Genomic DNA, 17,416 nt, shown 5'->3' with positions numbered 1-17,416 from the left:
TCCGCCATTGCCCGATGGCGCGGCGCTTATCGGGCCTGCGAAATCGACATATTGTTCGGGGATAGGCCGGATAAGGCGTTTACGCCGCCATCCGGCAACCCCTTTAAATAATACCGAGCGGCCAGTGATGACCGATAAAATACAGTATGCCGGCGGATATCACGCCGGCGACGATATCATCGATCATAATCCCCATGCCGCCGTGCACGTTGCGATCAAACCAACGGATCGGCCAGGGTTTCCACATATCCAGAATGCGGAAAATAACGAACCCGGCTGCCACCCACTGCCAGTCCGTCGTCGGCAACGCCATTAGCGTTATCCACATACCGATAAATTCATCCCAGACAATACTGCCGTGGTCGTGTACGCCCATATCTTTCGCCGTCTGATGGCAAAGATAAACGCCAATGCAGATCCCAAACATCACGACCAGCGAATAAAGCTGCCACGGCAGAAACGTCATCAGATACCAGAAGGGGATCGCCGCCAGCGAGCCCATCGTGCCCGGCACCACGGGGCTCAGCCCGCTGCCAAAGCCGGTAGCGAGCAGGTGCCACGGATTGCGCAAATTCAGGCGACTTTTCGCAACATCTTTATGGCGTGGCAAAATGGTCATATCCTTTCCAGTCAAAAGTGACAGGTTCTCCGTCACGCACAAAGGCGATCCCTTCGATATCCGCCGTCATTTGCCCGATACAGGTAAACGGCACGCCCAGATGACCAAGCGCGACATCCAGCGCGCCACGGTTCAGCTCCGGGACGGTAAAGCACAGTTCATAATCTTCGCCGCCGGATAACATCCAGCGAAGCTTTTGTTCGGGATCATTGGCATGTCCCCACAGTTCTTCGGAGTCAGGCAGCGCCTCCAAATCGATTCGCGCGCCGCAGTTGCTGGCTTGCAGAATGTGACCAAGATCGGAGATCAAACCGTCGGAAAGATCGATCGCTGAACTGGCGAGATCGCGTAGCGCCTGCCCTTGTAAAATACGCGGCGTCGGGCGCAGATGGCGTTTGACCAGATAGTCGGCATCCCCCCAGCTTCCCACGCGAAAATCACCCCGTAGAATCGCCAGCCCGGCAGCGCTATCGCCCAACGTGCCAGTAACATAAATCCAGTCGCCCGGTTTTGCGCCAGAACGTTTCAGCGCCCGACCGGCTGGCACAAGGCCATGAATACCTAGCGTCATCGACAGCGGGCCGCGCGTGGTATCGCCGCCAATGAGCTGCATGTCGTAGTAATCCAGTTGTTCAAACAGGCTGTCGCTGAACGCGGCAAGCCACGCCTCATCGACGTCAGGAAGCGTGAGCGCCAGCGTTAACCATGCCGGATCGGCGCCCATCGCCGCCAGATCGCTTAAATTCACCGCCAGCGCTTTATACGCCAGATCGGCAGGATCGATATCGGGTAAGAAATGGATGCCTGCCACCAGCGTATCGGTACTGATCGCCAGGGTCTGTTTTTCAGGAATATTCAGGAGCGCGCAATCGTCGCCAATACCGGTTTCAACATCAAGACGAGAGCTTCTTACACGGTCAAAATAACGGGCAATCAGGGAAAACTCGCCACATGCCATACGTTATGCCTCAGCAGAAAAAAAGAAAAGGCCGGAGACGGCGGGTATCGATCGCCCGCTATCTTTCCGGCCTGTGAATCACTTTTTGTTGGGACGAATCACCGGAGCTGCTTTATCCAGTACGCCGTTGACGAATTTGTGGCTGTCTTCAGCGCCAAAGGTTTTCGCCAGTTCAATCGCTTCGTTGATGGCCACTTTATAAGGCACATCGCTGCGTTTTGACAGCTCAAACAACGCAATACGCAGCACGGCTTTTTCAACCTGTCCCAGCTCTTCAAGCAGGCGGGACAGATACGGTTTCATTAAACCATCCAGGTACGCGCTGTTAGTCGCCACCCCGGATAGCAGTTCACGGAAATAGAGAACGTCGACGTCTTTTACGTCCTGTTCCGCCAGGAACTGGTATTCAACATCAGCGATGTCGTTCTGGGACAACTGCCAGGAGTAAAGCGCCTGGACGGCACACTCACGGGCGCGGCGACGAGCAGCAGGTTTCACGGAATTCCCCTTACAAAAAATCAGGCCTTAATGGCTTTCAATACATTAATCATTTCAAGCGCGGTCAGCGCAGCTTCTGCGCCTTTATTACCGGCTTTTGTACCAGCACGTTCGATGGCTTGTTCAATACTCTCGGTGGTCAGAACACCAAAGGCTACCGGCACGCCGCTGTCCTGGGCAACGCTTGCCAGGCCATTGCTGGCGCCGCCTGCCACATATTCAAAGTGCGCAGTCCCCCCGCGAATCACGGTTCCCAGCGCAACCACGGCGTCATATTTACCGCTTTTCGCCAGCGCTTCGGTCGCCAGCGGCAGTTCATAAGCGCCAGGCACCCACACTACGGTAATATTATCATCTTTTACCTGACCAATACGCGTCAGGGCATCAACCGCGCCATCCAGCAGGCTGTCGTTGATAAACTGATTGAAACGCGCAATAGTGATGGCGACACGAGCGTCAGGGGCTGCAACGTTAGCTTTAATAATGTTCATATTCTCTCTTCCAGGGTTCATTTGGCCCCGCAGGGGGGCGGATTTTATCATAATAATTTGAGCGCTGCTCCCCTTTCGACGGGAGAACTCATGCGCTCACCATATGCAGGCAAACATCCGGGCCGACATGACGTATTTCGCTGAAGGTAAATTGCGGCGCGTCGGCGAGCTTCTCAAGCCCCGGCAATTCGCATAATCCCCGCGCCTGGGTTCCCAACAATTTAGGCGCGACATAGACAATCAGTTCATCCACCAGCCCAGCTTGCAGCAACGCGCCTGCCAGTCCCGGTCCGGCTTCAACCCATATGCTATTAATCTGCTGCCTGCCTAACTGCATCATCAGTACAACCAGATCCAAATGTCCGTTGTGCGCCGGCACGCTGATAGTACGAACCGCATCGGGCCACGCGCGGCTATCTTCCTGGGTACGCGCAATCCACGTTTCGCCAGGCTGCTGCACAATACGATGCGCAGGCGTTACCCGGTTTTGGCTGTCGATAACAATTCGCACCGGCTGGCGCAGATTTTCCTGCGGGTAAGACGCCTGCGTAGAGGCGTCTAACTCCGCCCAACGCACCGTCAAGGCCGGATCGTCAGCCAATACCGTCGCGCTACTGGTTAAGATAGCGTGACTTTGCGCACGCAAGCGCTGAACGTCACGCCGGGCCTGCGGCGAGGTGATCCACTGGCTTTCGCCGCTGGCCATCGCCGTCCGTCCATCCACGGAGGCGCCCAGTTTAAGCTGAAGGTAAGGGAATCCGGTACGCATCCGCTTGAGGAAGCCTTTATTGAGCGCCTCCGCTTCACTCATCATTAACCCGTGGCTGACCGCAATACCCGCCTGTTGCAGGCGATACAGCCCGCGCCCGGCGACCTGTGGGTTCGGGTCCTGCATCGCGGCGACCACGCGCGCGACGCCGGCCGCAATCAGCGCATCGCAACATGGCGGCGTTCGCCCATGATGGCTACAGGGTTCAAGCGTGACATAGGCGGTTGCGCCTTTGGCTTTTGCGCCCGCCATCCGCAGCGCATGGACCTCGGCGTGCGGCTCTCCGGCGCGATGGTGATAACCTTCGCCGACGATGTCGCCATTGTTAACAATGACACAGCCGACATTAGGGTTCGGGTGAGTGGTGAAACGTCCACGCTGCGCCAGTTTGAGCGCTCGCGCCATGTAAAACTCATCCTGCATGGCTTAGTCCTGTAGGCGAGCGATTTCTTCGCCAAAGTCTTTGATATCTTCGAAACTGCGATAGACGGAGGCAAAGCGAATATACGCGACTTTATCGAGTTTTTTCAGCTGCTCCATGACCAGGTTGCCAATCATCTTGCTGGGAACTTCACGCTCCCCAGTGGCACGTAATTGTGACTTAATATGGTTCAATGCCATTTCAACATCATCTGCGCTGACGGGTCTTTTTTCCAGCGCTCTCAACATGCCGCTACGCAGCTTATCCTCATTAAAGGGTTCGCGCACATCGTTGCTTTTTATCACGCGCGGCATGACCAGTTCAGCCACTTCAAAGGTCGTAAAGCGTTCATTACACACCAGGCACTGCCGACGGCGGCGCACGGACGAGCCCTCGCCTACAAGACGAGAGTCAATGACTTTGGTATCTACGGCGAAACAAAATGGGCAATGCATACAGCGTCCTGACCAGATGATTTAGGAAATGCTATTTTACCCTGAACTGGCGCGACAACAAAGGCGGAGCGCTTTTGAGATAAAGGATCGGTGCCTTTGTGCGTATAGCGCACTACCATTACGCTATCGAACCATGAAGGAAATGATCGACATGACAAGACGTTACCTAAGAATTCTCCTGGTGGGAAGTCTCTTGAGCCTGACCGCCTGCGCGCCGCAGAGCGAAGTTCGCCAGATGCATCAAAGCATTAGCACCCTGAATAAAGAGATGACCCAACTGAATCAGGAAACGGTAAAAATTACCCAACAAAATAAGCTGAATGCGGAGTCAACCCGCGGCGTCTATTTGTTGCCTGGCGCCAATACGCCTGCCCGGCTGGAGAGCCAGATCGGTACGCTACGTATGACATTGCTGGAAATTACGCCTGTCGCAGACGGCGCTCACGCAACGTTACACATTCAGGGCGAGTCCCGCGATCCGCTGCCGGCATTCAGCGCTACCGTAGAGTACGGGCAACTTCAGGGCACTACGGAGAACTATCAGGAGGTGAATGCACAGAGCCTTCTGGTAAATGCCCCTGCCAGCTTGCTGGCGCCCAGTGATGTCAATATTTCGTTACCGTTGAAGGGGATCACACCGGCGCAGTTAGGCTTCATTCGCATCCATGATATTCAGCCTGTTAATCAATAAACGTTCTGGCGGAGCGTTTTGTGCGTTCCGCAACATCCCCCGCGCGACTTTTGTTGCCCTACTGACATTTCCGTCATTTATGACATTGATTGGTAATATTCATGAAAGATAGTACTGTCGCCGCGTCTAAAATGCGCAAACGTGAACGCAATCGATTACGTAAATGATAGATATGTGAAACAAGACATATTTTTGTGAGCAATGATTTTTATAATAGGCTCCGCAGAAACACGAAATATTTAGAAACGCAAATTGCGTTCTTTTCACTCCCGTAAGGGATTTCAAACAGTGGCATACATATGAAAAAAACTTTACTCGCAGTCAGCGCAGCGCTGGCGCTCACCTCATCTTTTACTGCTAACGCAGCAGAAAATGATCAGCCGCAGTATTTGTCCGACTGGTGGCACCAGAGCGTAAACGTGGTAGGCAGCTACCATACCCGTTTCTCGCCGAAATTGAACAACGACGTCTATCTGGAATATGAAGCATTTGCCAAAAAAGACTGGTTTGATTTCTACGGCTATATCGATATTCCCAAAACCTTTGATTGGGGTAACGGCAACGATAAAGGTATCTGGTCCGACGGTTCTCCGCTGTTCATGGAAATCGAACCGCGTTTCTCGATTGATAAGCTGACCGGCGCAGACCTGAGCTTCGGCCCGTTTAAAGAGTGGTATTTCGCCAACAACTACATCTACGATATGGGCGATAACAAAGCCAGCCGCCAGAGCACGTGGTATATGGGTCTGGGGACCGATATCGACACCGGCCTGCCGATGGGCCTGTCGCTGAACGTGTATGCGAAATATCAGTGGCAAAACTACGGCGCGTCCAATGAAAACGAATGGGACGGCTACCGTTTCAAAGTGAAATACTTCGTCCCCATCACCGATCTGTGGGGCGGTAAACTGAGCTATATCGGCTTTACCAACTTTGACTGGGGATCTGATTTAGGCGACGATCCGAACCGTACCAGCAACTCCATCGCTTCCAGCCATATCCTGGCGCTGAACTACGATCACTGGCACTACTCGGTCGTTGCGCGTTACTTCCATAACGGCGGACAGTGGCAGAATGGCGCAAAACTGAACTGGGGCGACGGCGATTTCAGCGCGAAATCTACCGGCTGGGGCGGCTACCTGGTCGTGGGTTACAACTTCTAAACCTGCAAAAAAGGCCAGAGGTCGTCCTCTGGCCCGTTTCGGGCGCATGCTGCCATGCGGCGGCGAGTCGCGCCCACTTCACATTACTTCCGGCGATGCCACCAGCCTAAAAACAGACCTGTCGCAATCCCGACCAGCGTTGGTGCCGCCAGATCGTGCCAGATAGTAATGCTCAACTCTGTGAGCGTCATATTGCCGCCTTTGTTGCAATGGCAACGGTTCGCGGCTATCCTCAACTTGTCTGGAGTCAAGTTAGCCCCCGTAATGTTGCCGGTGAATACCGAACAATGTGCGGGGGTTTTCTCTTTCCAGCGACAAGGCCACCGGGGATCAAGCCCCCGCAACATTGCGCCTCACCGGGTTGCCCCGGCTTACCGCTGATTCTACTCTGCTCGCCAGTATCGGCAGGACTTAAAAACAAAAAAATCCCAACCTTGCGATCGGGATTCCAGTGACAATGTATGCGTTACAGGACATTTGGGGCTGGCGACAAACTCCGGGGCTGAAAAAATGCCAGATTGCATCCGACCTACGAAAACCAATAATTCATTTATATTGCGGATTCCGTTGGGTGGAGCGAAGAGTAACCTAACATTCAACAGCACCAACAGCTTTGTCAGCAGTCTGCTTATTTCTTTTTGTTCATCATCGCTTTCAGATCGGCAAACGGGTTATAAGTCGCCTCGCCGACATCTTTTTGCGCATCTTCCCCGGCAATGACCGTCGAACCGTACTGATCGGCTTCGGTATATTTGGAATGCTCGTGATCGTGGCAGTAGAGGCACAATAGCTCCCAGTTGCTGCCGTCTTCCGGGTTATTGGTGTGGTCATGATCGATATGATGCACCGTCAGCTCACGCAGAGTTGAATACACAAACTCACGGGAACAACGTCCGCACACCCACGGAAACAGCTTCAGCGCTTTTTCACGATAGCCGCTTTCCAGGCGCGCGTAGTTTTTTGGGATGATAGCCATAATCAACAGGTACCTGAATGATACAAAAGGTTATGCGCAGTTTCCCGCGAAGCCAGGCTTTTAGCAATGATTCTGTGCAACTTATATATCCAGGTAAGGAAGGCTATTTCAGGCAAACTGATGACCAATCAACCCGTTTTACAAGCGTTGGAGGTATCGCTATCACATCTTACGGCATTTTTTCGTGCTCGACTTTACGCAAAAAATCACGCAAAGAACGGTCGATTGTTTCACGAAATCGCCGGTTAAGCGGAGTAATTTGTAAACAGCGATCGAGGCGAAAGCACCGATAGTCTTCCCGTCTCTCACACCAGGCAACCAGTAGCCAGTGCTCTCCCCAGAAAAACAATCCCAGCGGTTGTATATCCCGCGAAGAGAGATGCCCCGCTTCATCACGATAATGTAGCGCCAACACCTGCTGCGCCGAAACGGCCTGATGGATAAGATCAAACGCGCTGCGCGAATGTGGAGATGTACCCAAATCCGGAGCGTAAATCCGTGTCTGCTCCGCTTTACGACGGCTCTCTTCCGGTAAAATAGCCAACACTTTTTCCTGGGCGGATTCAAGCTCGCGCGATAGCGAATCGCCACCCCAGGTTTTCAATAACCGTATAGCCACCATCAGTGCTTCCGATTCACGATGGGTAAGCATCAAGGGCGGCAGATCAAAACCCGCCATTAAACGGTATCCGCTCCCCGCTTCACCTTCGACAGGCACACCGGATAACGACAGATCGCGAATATCGCGATAAATCGTCCGTTCAGAAACCGCAAGCCGCTGTGCCAACAGCGCTGCCGTCGTCAGTCGTCTACCCCGCAAAATTTGCACGATCTGAAACAAACGGTCAGCGCGTCTGGTCATATTGACTCTCTACATTTAGCAAATATCACGCAGGTTGATGTAAACCTATTCGGTTACCTTCGCTGTCAATAAACAACGCGATGGTTCCAATGTCATCTCCGGGAACCATGGGTTCCAGAACACACTTGCCACCGGCAAGGACGACACGTTCAATCGAGGCTAACAAATCGGCGGTATGCAGATAAATAACGACTCCCTGCGCAACTGGAGCGACATCATCCTGCTTTATCAGCGCTCCGCCGGGTCCGGGTTCAGCATACGGGAATACGGCCAGGTCCGTCCCATCCATGGTTTCCCGACGTAACGATATCTGCATCACTTGCTCATAAAAGGCGATTGCACGCGCCATATCAGTAACTGGAATTTCAAACCAGTTAATCAAGTTTTTCATACATCCTCCTGCGTGTGTGGGTTAATTCATGAGGAGTGTATGACAGGGCTCCTGACAGCATACTGTCAGTAATGTTTATCGTCATGGTACATAAAAAAAATCCCGATCGCATGACCGGGATTCAGATAACACTTAAATACGTGTTTACGGCAGAATGGACGGCTGATCCGCCCCTTCTTTTTCGACTTTCTGCTGCAGCATATGCTCGCGCTTCATACCGAGTTTCAGCGCCAGCGCCGATGCGACATAGATAGAAGATGCCGTACCAATAGAGACACCGATCAGCATCGTCAGCGAGAAGCCTTCCAGTACCGGACCGCCGAAGAGGTACAGCATCAGAATTACCACTAACGTCGTACCGGAGGTAATCAACGTACGGTGTAGCGTCTGGGTCAGCGACACGTTAAAGATTTCGTAAGGCGTCCCGCGACGGATTTTGCGGAAGTTTTCACGAATACGGTCGGAGACCACGATACTGTCGTTCAGCGAGTAACCGATCACCGACATCAACGATGCCACAATGGTCAGGTCAATCTCGATATGGAAAAGCGACAGTATCCCCAGCGTAATGATCACGTCGTGCGCCAGCGCGATGACCACCCCTGCCGCCAGTCGCCACTCAAAGCGGAAACCGACATAAACGAGGATAGAGATCAACGCCACCAGCAGCGCCATGGCGCCGGTTTGCGCCAGATCGGCGCCCACGCTTGGCCCCACGAATTCAATACGCTTCACGGCCGCATTCTGGTTGGTGGCTTCATTAATGATCGTCACCACTTTGCTACCCAGTACCTGACCGCCGGTTTCACCTTCGGTTGGCGGCATACGCACCATAATGTCGTGACTGCTGCCAAAGTTCTGCAACTGCGGCTCTTCATAGCCCGCTTTTTGCAGCGCTTCGCGCATCACGTCCATTTCAGCCGGTTTTTCCAGCGTGATTTCAATTACCGTACCACCGGTGAAATCCAGCCCCCAGTTAAACCCGCGTACGCCCATAATGACAATGGCCGCGATCAGCAACAGCCCGGAGATGCCGAATGCCCAGAAGTCCCAGCGCATAAAGTCATAGACTTTACGGCCGTGGTTTAGTTGTTCAACAGTGTATTCCTGTGCCACATCGCACTCCTCAGATTGACAGCTTAGTGACGCGCTTGCCGCCATATAGCAGGTTTACGATAGCACGCGTACCGATAATCGCGGTAAACATCGACGTCGCCACACCGATACCGGTCGTAATCGCGAACCCTTTAATTGCCCCGGTACCGACAGCATACAGAATGATGACTTTAATCAGCGTCGTGATGTTCGCATCGAAGATGGAACTGAACGCGCCGGCATAGCCTTCGTTTATCGCCTGCTGTACCGTGCGGCCATTACTCAACTCTTCTTTGATACGTTCGTTAATCAGAACGTTGGCGTCGACCGCCACCGCAAGGGTTAACACGATACCCGCAATCCCCGGCATACTGAGCGTTGCCCCCGGCAACAGCGACATGATACCGACAATCAACACCAGGTTAGCCACTAACGCGCTGGTCGCAATCAGACCAAACTTCTTATAGAAGAAGATCATGAACAGGATGGAGACCACCAGACCGGCCAGACAGGCTTCCAGGCCCTGCTTGATGTTCTGCATACCCAGAGTCGGGCCAATGGTGCGCTCTTCAACGATCTGAATCGGCGCAATCAGGGCGCCCGCACGCAACAACAACGAGAGCTGACGCGCTTCGTTCGGGTTGCTGATACCGGTAATACGGAAGCTGTTACCCAGCCGAGACTGGATGTTGGCAATGTTAATCACCTCTTCCTGTTTCACCAGTACGGCGCGACCATTAGCGTCTTTCTTACCGCTGTCTTTATACTCCACAAACAGGGTCGCCATCGGTTTGCCGATATTGTCCTTAGTGAAGTTAGACATGATATTGCCGCCTGCGCTATCCAGCGAGATGTTAACCTGCGGTTGGTTATATTCATCCTGGCTGGACGTCGAGTCGGTGATATGGTCGCCGGTGAGGATCACGCGTTTGTACAATACCACCGGCTGGCCTTCGCGGGTCTGTTTCACTTCGGAATCGCCCGGTACGCGCCCGGCAGCAGCGGCGGCCTGGTCAACGTTGGTATTCACCAGACGGAATTCCAGCGTCGCGGTCGCACCGAGAATTTCTTTCGCGCGAGCGGTATCCTGGATACCCGGCAGCTCAACCACAATACGGTCTGCGCCCTGGCGTTGTACGACAGGCTCCGCGACGCCCAGTTGGTTAACACGGTTACGCAGAATATTAATGTTCTGCTGAACGGCGTATTCACGCGCTTCGCTCAGGCGCGCATCGGTCATTACCGCGCGAAGTTGATTGCCGCTCTGGCTGGAAATCACCATGTCACGATGACGCGGCGTCAGATAGGCGATCGCCTCATCACGCGCTTTGCTGTCACGGAACGTGATGCTCAGCCCATAATTATTTTCTTTACGAACGGTGGTATAAGGAATGCCTTTTTCACGCAGATCGCTGCGCAGGCTATCGATATTTTGTTCCTGGAGTTTACCTAACGCGGTATCCATATCCACTTCCATCAGGAAGTGAACGCCGCCGCGCAGATCAAGACCGAGCTTCATCGGATCGGCGTGAATAGCCGCCAACCAGCGCGGCGTAGCCGGCGCAAGGTTAAGCGCCACGACATATTTATCCCCCAGCACGCTCATCAGCGCTTCACGGGCGCGTAGCTGGGTATCGGTGGTGTCGAAGCGCGCAAGAATAGCGCCCTCTTCCAGTGCCACAGACTTAGCGGGAATTTTTTCTTCTTGTAACGTTTTCTGGACCTGGATCAGCGTTTGCTCACTGGCGGCGACGCCGCGCACGCCAGTGATTTGAACAGCCGGATCCTCACCATACAGGTTGGGAAGTGCGTAAAGCAGGCCGACGATAATCACGACGACCAGCATGATGTACTTCCACAAAGGATAACGGTTTAACACGGCAGTTCCCTTTGGGAAAACGAAATATTACAGCGCCTTCATGGTGCCTTTCGGCAGAACGGCAGCTACGAAGTCACGTTTGATAACCACTTCCGTGGTGTCATTCAGCGCGATGGCAATGTAGCCGGCTTCCGCTACTTTGGTCACTCGACCGACCAGACCGCCATTCGTCAGAACTTCATCACCTTTCGCAATGGAGTCCATCAGCTTTTTGTGCTCTTTGGTGCGCTTCTGCTGCGGGCGCAGGATCATGAAATAGAAAATCAGACCAAACACCACCAGCATTAAAATCAGAGACATCGGGCTGCCCTGCGCTGGAGCACCTGTTGCCGCTACCGCATCAGAAATAAAAAAGCTCATTCAAATTCCCTCATTATTAAAATTAATCAACGTTCAAAGGTGGAACGGGTCGCCCCTGACGTTGGTAAAACTCGGTTACGAAGCTCTCTAATTTACCCTCTTCAATAGCCTTGCGTAAACCCGCCATCAAACGCTGGTAGTAACGCAAGTTATGAATGGTATTGAGACGCGCACCTAATATTTCGTTGCAACGGTCGAGATGATGCAAGTAAGCGCGTGAATAATTGCGACAGGTGTAGCAATCGCACTCGGCGTCAAGCGGGCTGGTGTCGCTTTTATGCTTTGCATTACGAATCTTCACCACGCCGTCGGTCACAAACAGATGACCATTACGGGCATTTCGCGTTGGCATGACACAGTCAAACATATCAATACCGCGACGCACCCCTTCCACCAGATCTTCCGGTTTACCCACGCCCATCAGGTAACGCGGTTTGTCAGCCGGGATCTGCGGGCAAACGTGCTCCAGAATGCGGTGCATATCTGCTTTCGGCTCACCGACAGCCAAACCGCCGACAGCGTAGCCATCAAAGCCAATCTCTACCAGACCTTTCACCGAGATATCGCGTAAATCTTCGTAAACGCTGCCCTGAATGATGCCAAAAAGCGCATTCTTATTGCCAAGGCTATCAAAACGGTCGCGGCTACGCTTCGCCCAACGCAACGACATCTCCATCGAGCGTTTAGCATAGTCCCAGTCTGCCGGGTACGGCGTACATTCATCAAAGATCATCACGATATCGGAACCGAGATCGTACTGGATCTCCATCGACTTTTCCGGATCGAGGAAAATCGGATCGCCGTTGATCGGGTTACGGAAGTGCACGCCTTGCTCGGTAATCTTACGAATATCGCCGAGGCTGAAGACCTGGAAGCCGCCGGAATCGGTGAGAATCGGCCCTTTCCACTGCATAAAATCGTGCAGATCGCCATGCAGCTTCATGATCTCCTGACCCGGGCGCAGCCACAGGTGGAAAGTGTTGCCGAGAATAATCTGCGCGCCGGTCGCTTCTACTTCTTCCGGCGTCATGCCTTTCACGGTACCGTAAGTACCCACAGGCATAAAAGCAGGCGTTTCCACTACGCCACGATCAAACACCAGACGACCGCGACGCGCGCGACCATCGGTGGTATCTAACTCAAATTTCATTATCACTCCTGCGTCAGAAAAACAGTCCGACGTTTAACGACTCGCTACGGAATGATTCCATAGCTAATAAATTCCCGAAGGCGTCATCGGCGCAGCCAGTTTGGGGTCGACCAGCGCACAACCACCGGAGCGTACACGCAGTACGTGAGGATGGCGAGCACTGCCCGGCGTCAAAATGGCAAGTGAGATAGCCTTCTTACGGACGCTCAGAAATAGCCTGCGGATTGTACGTGATAAACATCGCGTCCCCGTAGCTAAAAAAGCGATATTTTTGTTCTACCGCAGTCTTATAGGCATTCATGGTGTGTTGATAACCGGCAAATGCGGAAACCAGCATAATTAACGTCGATTCCGGCAGATGGAAGTTGGTGATCAGCGCATCAATCACTTTGTATTGATAACCTGGATAAATAAAGATTTGCGTATCGCCGAAGAACGGCTCTATCAAATCGCTTTTTGCCGCCTGCGCCGCGCTTTCCAGTGAGCGTACCGAGGTCGTGCCGACGGCGATAACCCGGTTGCCGCGCGCTTTCGCCGCCAGCACCGCGTCGACCACCTCTTGCGGCACCTCCGCATATTCGGAGTGCATGATGTGATCTTCAATGGTATCGACACGCACCGGCTGGAAAGTGCCCGCGCCTACGTGTAGCGTAACAAACGCCATTTCGACACCTTTCTCACGAAGCGCCGCCAGCAGCGGCTCATCAAAGTGCAGCCCTGCGGTCGGCGCGGCGACGGCGCCCGGTTTTTCACTGTAGACCGTCTGGTACAGTTCGCGGTCGGCGTCTTCGTCCGGACGGTCGATGTACGGCGGCAACGGCATATGGCCGATGGCGTTGAGAATATCCAGCACCGGACGCGGGTCATTAAACTCAACTTCAAACAGAGCGCCATGACGCGCAGTCATGGTCGCGTGAATACTTTCGTCGTCGCCCAGTAGCAGTTCCGTGCCCGGTTTTGGCGCTTTAGAAGCGCGAATATGCGCCAGAATGCGTTTATCATCGAGCATACGTTCGACCAGCACTTCTATCTTGCCGCCGCTGGCTTTACGGCCAAACAGGCGCGCCGGGATCACGCGGGTATTATTGAAGACCAGCAAATCGCCAGGGTGGAGCTTATCGAGCAGATCGGTGAAAGTACCGTGCGTCAGCGCGCCCGTCGGCCCCTCTAATGACAGCAAACGGCAGCGACTGCGTTCCGGCTGTGGGTAGTGGGCAATCAGGGATTCGGGTAGTTCAAAGGAAAAATCGGTAACGCGCATGACTCTGACTCAGACTAAAATAAGAGGCGGGTAGTCTAGTGCCGGGGCGTTCCCGCTGCAACCGTTACCCGCTTTTTGGACAGAGAATCAATAATGAATTTTCTTGCTCACCTGCATCTGGCGCACCTTGCCGACAGCTCGCTTTCCGGCAATCTGCTGGCCGATTTTGTTCGCGGTAACCCGGCAACGCATTATCCTCCTGACGTGGTAGAGGGTATTTATATGCATCGGCGTATTGACGTCATGACCGACAACCTGCCGGAAGTGCGCGAGGCGCGAGAGTGGTTCCGCCATGAAACGCGGCGCGTGGCGCCCATTACGCTGGACGTCATGTGGGATCATTTTTTATCGCGCCACTGGACGCAAATCTCCCCTGATTTTCCACTTCAGGCGTTTGTCGGCTACGCCCATGCGCAGGTCGCGACGATTCTGCCCGACTCCCCGCCGCGCTTTGTCAACCTGAATGATTATCTTTGGTCAGAAAAATGGTTAGAGCGGTATCGCGATATGGATTTCATTCAAAACGTGCTGAATGGCATGGCAAATCGCCGTCCCCGGCTGGATGCCTTGCGTGATTCCTGGTACGATCTGGACGCGCACTACGACGCGTTAGAAGAGCGCTTCTGGCATTTTTATCCGCGTATGATGGCACAGGCCGCCCGCAAAGCGCTGTGACGGCCTGATAGCGAGGGCGTGCGTCAGATCCGCCGTTGGCAGAAAGATCGTTCGCTGTCATAAAGGGGTCATCATTACGATTTATAATGACCCGATCGATAGGCAAAAGCTGTCTCATTGATTGTCAAGACCGCATTGTTTTGTCGCTTCGCCCTCCCTATACTGCCCGCGTTGCGTTCTAAAACCCTTAATATTGCAGGAGAATTATTATGGTACTGGTTACTCGTCAGGCCCCGGATTTCACCGCTGCGGCGGTACTGGGTAGCGGTGAGATTGTTGATAAATTCAACTTCAAACAGCACACCAATGGTAAAACGACCGTTCTGTTCTTCTGGCCGATGGACTTCACTTTTGTTTGCCCGTCTGAGCTGATCGCCTTTGATAAACGTTATGAAGAATTCCAGAAGCGCGGCGTTGAAGTGGTCGGCGTTTCTTTCGACTCTGAGTTCGTTCACAACGCATGGCGTAACACCCCTGTCGATAAAGGCGGCATTGGCCCGGTGAAATACGCAATGGTCGCCGACGTGAAGCGTGAAATTCAGAAAGCTTACGGTATCGAACACCCGGACGAAGGCGTTGCGCTGCGCGGCTCTTTCCTGATTGACGCTAACGGTATTGTTCGCCACCAGGTCGTAAACGATCTGCCGCTGGGTCGTAATATCGACGAAATGCTGCGTATGGTCGACGCGCTGCAGTTCCACGAAGAGCACGGTGATGTCTGCCCGGCGCAGTGGGAAAAAGGCAAAGAAGGCATGAACGCCTCTCCGGACGGCGTGGCTAAATACCTGGCTGAGAACATTTCCAGCCTGTAAGTCAGTGCATTGATAAAAGGCTCGCGAATGCGAGCCTTTTTTATGCGTGAGGTATTATGAACCACCTCGCCTCAACGATTCATCCATACCGTCGCGGAAATCGCGGGTAAACTAAGTCTTCCCTCACGGATGTCACCGCTTCCCGTTTTACATTGCCATCCGGCCACGTTCAGCAACGGCAACGCTTCCAGCGCCACTTCACAGGCCTCGCCCCGGTTAATCGCCACCAGCGCCCGCTGCTGCTGATAAACTCGCACGAATACCACTACGTCACCTTCGGCATACAGCGCCTGGCATCCGCCACGACGCAGCGCCAGACTGCGCTGGCGCAGTTTCGCCATACGCTGGTACAGCGCCAGCAAGTTGCCGTCCTGCTTGCGTTCATCCCACGGGAACGGTTTGCGGCACATGGGGTCATTTGCACCGTCCACGCCGACTTCATCGCCGTAATAAATACATGGCACGCCGGGCCAGGTAAACAGCCAGACCACCGCCAGCGGCAGGCGCGCCGCGTCTTTACCCAGCAGGGTTTTAAAGCGCGCAGTATCATGGCTGTCGAGTTGATTAAACATGCGCAGTTGCTGCTGGTGCGATAATCCGGCGCGGTAGTTATCCATCCACGCGATACAGGTCCGGGCATCAATATGCTGTGGTTCGTAAGCGATATCAGTATTGGCGAGAAATCCCCACAGCGGGAAGGTGAAGCCGCGATAATTCATGGCGGCATCTTCCGCATCGGCCTGTAGCCACTGCCGCGCATCGCCGAAATGTTCCCCCACAATATAGGCTTCGGGCTGCGCTTCTTTTGCCGCCCGGGTAATGCCGGCGACGTGCTGCAAATTGTGGCGCGCCCCGCCCGCCTCGCCCAGCATATGTACGACATCCAGCCGCCAGCCGTCCATATTCCACGGTGCCTTTAGCCAGTGACGAACGATACTGTCCTCACCGCGATAGATCTCATCCACCAGCGTTTCTGATTGATAATCGAGTTTCGGCAGGCTCGGATAACCCAGCCAGTCCAGCGCCACGCCTTGTGGTGAAAAGGAGTACCAGTCGCGCCACGGCGAGTCCGGGTGATGGCACGCGCCGCCAGTGCTGCGGTTATGCCTGTCAAACCACGCATGCGAGTCGCCGCTATGATTAAACACGCCATCCAGCACCAGCCTCATGCCCTGCGCCTGGGTTTCACGCCGCAGGCGTAGCAGCGCCCGATCGCCGCCAAATTGCGGATCGACATGGCGATAATCTTCCGTATCGTACTTATGGACGCTCGGCGCGGTAAATACCGGATTCAGATATAGCGCTGTGACACCCAGTTTTTTCAGATACGGCAGCTTCTCACAAATGCCATTCAGACAGCCGCCGTAAAAGGTGGAACCGCCCGCCTGGGGGGTGAGCGGTTCATCCCACTCTTTACGCACGATGTCGTGACCGGCAGCATGGTGGTAATACACCTTATCCTGCCCAGCTTCACGAGACTGGCTGCGGGCAAAACGATCCGGGAAGATCTGATAAAAAATTTGATCGGCGACCCACTGCGGGCCGCTATCCGGCACATCAACCGCAAATTGTTCCAGACGCGCGGGCGGAAAGCAGCTAAATCCCTGCGGCGTAAACCAAAGCTGGCGGTCGTGCCAAAGCAATTTAAAGCTGTAACGGCGACGGGGCTGCCCTAACGCGATATTGAGCGTCGCTCGCCACGCCGTCACGCCCGGCTGCGGCTGGCGGCGCTGTTTGCGCATCGCCAGTGAGATTTCTTCATTATCGAATTCTGAGCGCAACGTCACGCGAGACGGCGGATTTTCTCCGCTCAGCCACAGCGTAATGGTTAATTTATCGTTATGTTGCTTCACAAATGGGGCAACCGGTAAGTGCCAGGCATTCAACATC

20 protein-coding genes and 1 pseudogene are annotated in these 17,416 nt (G+C 53.9%); 5 read left to right on the top strand and 16 right to left on the bottom strand.

Features of this window, described 5'->3' with window-relative positions; genetic code table 11:
- Positions 1 to 7: 7 nt before the first annotated feature.
- Positions 8 to 96 (top strand): annotated as a pseudogene (locus NA197_RS08815) (hypothetical protein); the annotation flags it as partial.
- A gap of 7 nt (positions 97 to 103) precedes the next feature.
- Here NA197_RS08815 and pgpA read toward each other — a convergent pair.
- The 6 genes from pgpA to nrdR form a co-directional block, all read right to left on the bottom strand.
- Positions 104 to 619 carry a phosphatidylglycerophosphatase A gene (gene pgpA / locus NA197_RS08810; protein WP_000154063.1) on the bottom strand — a complete coding sequence of 172 codons (516 nt, stop codon included), beginning with the start codon at positions 617 to 619 and terminating at the stop codon, positions 104 to 106.
- A complete protein-coding gene (thiL, locus tag NA197_RS08805; RefSeq protein WP_000752133.1) occupies positions 597 to 1,577 on the bottom strand; it encodes a thiamine-phosphate kinase in 981 nt (326 codons plus the stop codon). The genes pgpA and thiL overlap by 23 nt, the downstream gene beginning before the upstream one ends.
- Before the next feature lie 78 nt (positions 1,578 to 1,655).
- Positions 1,656 to 2,075 carry a transcription antitermination factor NusB gene (nusB, locus tag NA197_RS08800; protein WP_000801129.1) on the bottom strand — a complete coding sequence of 140 codons (420 nt, stop codon included), beginning with the start codon at positions 2,073 to 2,075 and terminating at the stop codon, positions 1,656 to 1,658.
- A 20-nt stretch (positions 2,076 to 2,095) separates the two neighbouring features.
- Positions 2,096 to 2,566: a 6,7-dimethyl-8-ribityllumazine synthase gene (gene ribH, locus NA197_RS08795; protein ID WP_001021372.1), complete on the bottom strand. Its 471-nt coding sequence runs from the start codon at positions 2,564 to 2,566 to the stop codon at positions 2,096 to 2,098.
- 88 nt (positions 2,567 to 2,654) lie between these two features.
- Complete coding sequence (gene ribD, locus NA197_RS08790) at positions 2,655 to 3,758, bottom strand: bifunctional diaminohydroxyphosphoribosylaminopyrimidine deaminase/5-amino-6-(5-phosphoribosylamino)uracil reductase RibD (protein ID WP_001150216.1); 1,104 nt, start codon at positions 3,756 to 3,758, stop codon at positions 2,655 to 2,657.
- 3 nt (positions 3,759 to 3,761) lie between these two features.
- Positions 3,762 to 4,211: a transcriptional regulator NrdR gene (gene nrdR / locus NA197_RS08785; protein ID WP_000543533.1), complete on the bottom strand. Its 450-nt coding sequence runs from the start codon at positions 4,209 to 4,211 to the stop codon at positions 3,762 to 3,764.
- A 151-nt stretch (positions 4,212 to 4,362) separates the two neighbouring features.
- Here nrdR and NA197_RS08780 point away from each other — a divergent pair, with 151 nt between their 5' ends.
- Both NA197_RS08780 and NA197_RS08775 read left to right on the top strand, forming a co-directional pair.
- Positions 4,363 to 4,902: a DUF3251 domain-containing protein gene (locus NA197_RS08780; protein ID WP_000198484.1), complete on the top strand. Its 540-nt coding sequence runs from the start codon at positions 4,363 to 4,365 to the stop codon at positions 4,900 to 4,902.
- A 299-nt stretch (positions 4,903 to 5,201) separates the two neighbouring features.
- Complete coding sequence (locus tag NA197_RS08775; RefSeq protein WP_000752021.1) at positions 5,202 to 6,065, top strand: nucleoside-specific channel-forming protein Tsx; 864 nt, start codon at positions 5,202 to 5,204, stop codon at positions 6,063 to 6,065.
- Positions 6,066 to 6,148: 83 nt separating this feature from the next.
- Here NA197_RS08775 and NA197_RS08770 read toward each other — a convergent pair whose 3' ends face one another.
- The 9 genes from NA197_RS08770 to queA all read right to left on the bottom strand — a co-directional run bounded on the left by NA197_RS08770 (position 6,149) and on the right by queA (position 14,039).
- A complete protein-coding gene (locus tag NA197_RS08770; RefSeq protein WP_000176312.1) occupies positions 6,149 to 6,256 on the bottom strand; it encodes a type I toxin-antitoxin system toxin Ldr family protein in 108 nt (35 codons plus the stop codon).
- A 437-nt stretch (positions 6,257 to 6,693) separates the two neighbouring features.
- Complete coding sequence (yajD, locus tag NA197_RS08765) at positions 6,694 to 7,041, bottom strand: HNH nuclease YajD (RefSeq protein ID WP_023234255.1); 348 nt, start codon at positions 7,039 to 7,041, stop codon at positions 6,694 to 6,696.
- 169 nt (positions 7,042 to 7,210) lie between these two features.
- Positions 7,211 to 7,903 (bottom strand): helix-turn-helix transcriptional regulator, encoded by a 693-nt coding sequence (locus NA197_RS08760; protein ID WP_000198318.1) that lies wholly within the window; start codon positions 7,901 to 7,903, stop codon positions 7,211 to 7,213.
- Positions 7,904 to 7,928: 25 nt separating this feature from the next.
- Positions 7,929 to 8,294 carry a VOC family protein gene (locus tag NA197_RS08755; protein WP_001577399.1) on the bottom strand — a complete coding sequence of 122 codons (366 nt, stop codon included), beginning with the start codon at positions 8,292 to 8,294 and terminating at the stop codon, positions 7,929 to 7,931.
- A 144-nt stretch (positions 8,295 to 8,438) separates the two neighbouring features.
- Positions 8,439 to 9,410, bottom strand: a complete 972-nt coding sequence (secF, locus tag NA197_RS08750) for a protein translocase subunit SecF (protein ID WP_000046629.1) — start codon at positions 9,408 to 9,410, stop codon at positions 8,439 to 8,441.
- 10 nt (positions 9,411 to 9,420) lie between these two features.
- Positions 9,421 to 11,268, bottom strand: a complete 1,848-nt coding sequence (gene secD / locus NA197_RS08745) for a protein translocase subunit SecD (RefSeq protein ID WP_074181602.1) — start codon at positions 11,266 to 11,268, stop codon at positions 9,421 to 9,423.
- A 27-nt stretch (positions 11,269 to 11,295) separates the two neighbouring features.
- The gene (yajC, locus tag NA197_RS08740) at positions 11,296 to 11,628 is read right to left on the bottom strand and encodes a preprotein translocase subunit YajC (RefSeq protein WP_000007628.1); all 333 of its coding nucleotides are present in this window, start codon (positions 11,626 to 11,628) and stop codon (positions 11,296 to 11,298) included.
- A 22-nt stretch (positions 11,629 to 11,650) separates the two neighbouring features.
- Positions 11,651 to 12,778 (bottom strand): tRNA guanosine(34) transglycosylase Tgt, encoded by a 1,128-nt coding sequence (tgt, locus tag NA197_RS08735; RefSeq protein WP_000667305.1) that lies wholly within the window; start codon positions 12,776 to 12,778, stop codon positions 11,651 to 11,653.
- Between the two features lie 196 nt (positions 12,779 to 12,974).
- Positions 12,975 to 14,039 (bottom strand): tRNA preQ1(34) S-adenosylmethionine ribosyltransferase-isomerase QueA, encoded by a 1,065-nt coding sequence (gene queA, locus NA197_RS08730; RefSeq protein WP_064043207.1) that lies wholly within the window; start codon positions 14,037 to 14,039, stop codon positions 12,975 to 12,977.
- A 93-nt stretch (positions 14,040 to 14,132) separates the two neighbouring features.
- On the opposite strand from queA, the gene acpH reads away from it, so the two are divergent.
- Together acpH and NA197_RS08720 are read left to right on the top strand one after the other, a co-directional pair.
- Positions 14,133 to 14,714, top strand: coding sequence for an ACP phosphodiesterase (gene acpH / locus NA197_RS08725; protein WP_001009858.1), 582 nt, complete (start codon positions 14,133 to 14,135; stop codon positions 14,712 to 14,714).
- A gap of 209 nt (positions 14,715 to 14,923) precedes the next feature.
- Positions 14,924 to 15,526 (top strand): peroxiredoxin, encoded by a 603-nt coding sequence (locus NA197_RS08720; protein ID WP_000244731.1) that lies wholly within the window; start codon positions 14,924 to 14,926, stop codon positions 15,524 to 15,526.
- Between the two features lie 71 nt (positions 15,527 to 15,597).
- Here NA197_RS08720 and malZ read toward each other — a convergent pair whose 3' ends face one another.
- Positions 15,598 to 17,415 carry a maltodextrin glucosidase gene (malZ, locus tag NA197_RS08715; protein ID WP_064043206.1) on the bottom strand — a complete coding sequence of 606 codons (1,818 nt, stop codon included), beginning with the start codon at positions 17,413 to 17,415 and terminating at the stop codon, positions 15,598 to 15,600.
- Between the last annotated feature and the right edge of the window lies 1 nt (position 17,416).

Source organism: Salmonella sp. NW884 (assembly GCF_051700745.1).
Taxonomy (GTDB): domain Bacteria; phylum Pseudomonadota; class Gammaproteobacteria; order Enterobacterales; family Enterobacteriaceae; genus Salmonella; species Salmonella enterica.
This window is presented reverse-complemented; position numbering and strand designations above follow the sequence as displayed.

Coding starts and splice junctions, on each gene's coding strand:
- acpH (WP_001009858.1), top strand. CDS start 14,133: ATGAATTTTCTTGCTCACCTGCATCTGGCGCACCTTGCCGACAGCTCG.
- NA197_RS08770 (WP_000176312.1), bottom strand. CDS start 6,256: ATGACGCTCACAGAGTTGAGCATTACTATCTGGCACGATCTGGCGGCA.
- NA197_RS08720 (WP_000244731.1), top strand. CDS start 14,924: ATGGTACTGGTTACTCGTCAGGCCCCGGATTTCACCGCTGCGGCGGTA.
- ribD (WP_001150216.1), bottom strand. CDS start 3,758: ATGCAGGATGAGTTTTACATGGCGCGAGCGCTCAAACTGGCGCAGCGT.
- malZ (WP_064043206.1), bottom strand. CDS start 17,415: ATGTTGAATGCCTGGCACTTACCGGTTGCCCCATTTGTGAAGCAACAT.
- NA197_RS08755 (WP_001577399.1), bottom strand. CDS start 8,294: ATGAAAAACTTGATTAACTGGTTTGAAATTCCAGTTACTGATATGGCG.
- yajC (WP_000007628.1), bottom strand. CDS start 11,628: ATGAGCTTTTTTATTTCTGATGCGGTAGCGGCAACAGGTGCTCCAGCG.
- ribH (WP_001021372.1), bottom strand. CDS start 2,566: ATGAACATTATTAAAGCTAACGTTGCAGCCCCTGACGCTCGTGTCGCC.
- pgpA (WP_000154063.1), bottom strand. CDS start 619: ATGACCATTTTGCCACGCCATAAAGATGTTGCGAAAAGTCGCCTGAAT.
- NA197_RS08780 (WP_000198484.1), top strand. CDS start 4,363: ATGACAAGACGTTACCTAAGAATTCTCCTGGTGGGAAGTCTCTTGAGC.
- NA197_RS08760 (WP_000198318.1), bottom strand. CDS start 7,903: ATGACCAGACGCGCTGACCGTTTGTTTCAGATCGTGCAAATTTTGCGG.
- thiL (WP_000752133.1), bottom strand. CDS start 1,577: ATGGCATGTGGCGAGTTTTCCCTGATTGCCCGTTATTTTGACCGTGTA.
- yajD (WP_023234255.1), bottom strand. CDS start 7,041: ATGGCTATCATCCCAAAAAACTACGCGCGCCTGGAAAGCGGCTATCGT.
- tgt (WP_000667305.1), bottom strand. CDS start 12,778: ATGAAATTTGAGTTAGATACCACCGATGGTCGCGCGCGTCGCGGTCGT.
- nrdR (WP_000543533.1), bottom strand. CDS start 4,211: ATGCATTGCCCATTTTGTTTCGCCGTAGATACCAAAGTCATTGACTCT.
- queA (WP_064043207.1), bottom strand. CDS start 14,039: ATGCGCGTTACCGATTTTTCCTTTGAACTACCCGAATCCCTGATTGCC.
- NA197_RS08775 (WP_000752021.1), top strand. CDS start 5,202: ATGAAAAAAACTTTACTCGCAGTCAGCGCAGCGCTGGCGCTCACCTCA.